Below are 1,578 nucleotides of genomic sequence, written 5' to 3' on the forward strand. Positions count from 1 at the left end.
GGCCTGCTCCCAGCTAATCGGCGTGAATTCACCCTCTTTGTGATACTTTCCGTCCTTCATGCGCAGCATCGGCTGTGTTAAACGGTCTTTTCCGTACATGATTTTCGGCAGGAAGTAACCTTTGATGCAGTTAAGCCCACGGTTAACCGGCGCATCCGGATCGCCCTGGCATGCCACTACACGCCCTTGCTGCGTCCCGACCAATACGCCACAGCCTGTCCCGCAGAAACGGCACGGGGCTTTGTCCCATTTGATGGCTTCTTGCTGACCGACTACCGCGCGGGCTACGCCCGGCACGCTTAACCCGGCAGCCGCCGCAGCGGCCGCAACGGCGTTAGCTTTCATAAAGCTACGACGACTGAGTTTCATGGTGTTTCCTCACCTTGCTCATCCTGCTGGTGATAAACCAGCGACACCGCCAGCACGCCCGCAACGTTGCGCACTGACTCAATAGTTTTCATTAGCGTTTCACTGTGCTCTGCTTCCACCACCACAATGAGCTGGCCGCTTTCCACATCGCTAAGTGCAACTTCGCAATCCGGAAACGAACGCAACTGCGTGGCGATATCATTGATATGCTGACTTTTGGCCTGAACGACCAGGCTGCAGACCTGCCAGTTACTGTCCATGGTTGTACTCCGCATTAATGGCTGATACCGGGCAAATCGCGACACACGCGCCGCATCCGTTACAGGCCTGATTGTCGAGCTGTGGCTGATAAATACCGGACAGCGTGGGGCGAAAGGTTATGGCCATGGGTTCACAGCTATCCTGACAGCGATGACACTCAACTGACTGGTGTGCGAGACAGTTTTCCCCGATCGTAAAATTCAGATCCCATGCCCTGGTGTGGCGCGGAAGAAAAAGTGATTCGGGACAGGCCTCTGCGCAGGCATAACAAAAGCTGCACTCGCCGTGTTTGAAATTTACGCTCGGATAACCACCCTGGCCTCGCTGCAGGATGTCGGTTTCACACGCCTGGATGCAGGCGTCACAACGAAGGCAATGGGCCAGAAAGTGAGAGTCTTCCTTGCTCCACGGCGGACGGATCCCTGCGTTGGCGTTACGCCAACTGCCTGTCAACATGCCTCGACGGGATAAATCAACCATGACATTGTCCTTCCATAATGACGCTCTCCCCCGGCGGGTTGAACGACATAAAAAACTGCACTATTTATGAGTAGTTATTTTTAGTCGTAAGATATTTCAGGATGTGTAAGAGGAGCATACCCCGATCGGGGTAAATGCTGTTGCCGGATCAAAAGAGTGTTGAGTTGACGGGAAAAAATGCGCTTTTGCTCACATTTCAATGGGTTATATAATAAATTACACAACGAATGCATCACAAAGAGAATAATCTTAAAATTAAGATAAATCTTAGAATATATCGCTACACATAACCGACAACACTCAAATACTCACTGAAAATATAAGTAAATCCAGATTAATAGATAATGCAAATATGTTAACCTGCCCGAGACTCGTTCATAAGACAGAAGAAAGGAAACACTGTGAACAATAAGATGAAGACAATTGTCCCTGCCGTGCTTTTCGCCGCCTTTGCCAGCACCTCTGCCT

Annotated in this window: 3 protein-coding genes; all 3 read right to left on the reverse strand. The window is 50.7% G+C overall.

Annotation, left to right across the window (positions count from 1 at the left end):
* A partial coding sequence (locus KQJ18_RS23905) for a twin-arginine translocation signal domain-containing protein (RefSeq protein ID WP_216422942.1) occupies window positions 1–369 on the reverse strand: 369 nt, incomplete at its 3' end.
* Window positions 366–629 (reverse strand): chaperone NapD, encoded by a 264-nt coding sequence (napD, locus tag KQJ18_RS23910; RefSeq protein ID WP_216422943.1) that lies wholly within the window; start codon window positions 627–629, stop codon window positions 366–368. The genes napD and KQJ18_RS23905, both read right to left, overlap by 4 nt.
* Window positions 619–1,110 carry a ferredoxin-type protein NapF gene (gene napF / locus KQJ18_RS23915; protein ID WP_038642195.1) on the reverse strand — a complete coding sequence of 164 codons (492 nt, stop codon included), beginning with the start codon at window positions 1,108–1,110 and terminating at the stop codon, window positions 619–621. Before napF ends, napD begins: the two co-directional genes overlap by 11 nt.
* Between the last annotated feature and the right edge of the window lie 468 nt (window positions 1,111–1,578).

This window comes from Citrobacter sp. S55_ASV_140 (assembly GCF_018919505.1).
Lineage (GTDB): Bacteria > Pseudomonadota > Gammaproteobacteria > Enterobacterales > Enterobacteriaceae > Citrobacter > Citrobacter werkmanii.

Coding starts and splice junctions, on each gene's coding strand:
- napF (WP_038642195.1), bottom strand. CDS start 1,110: ATGGTTGATTTATCCCGTCGAGGCATGTTGACAGGCAGTTGGCGTAAC.
- napD (WP_216422943.1), bottom strand. CDS start 629: ATGGACAGTAACTGGCAGGTCTGCAGCCTGGTCGTTCAGGCCAAAAGT.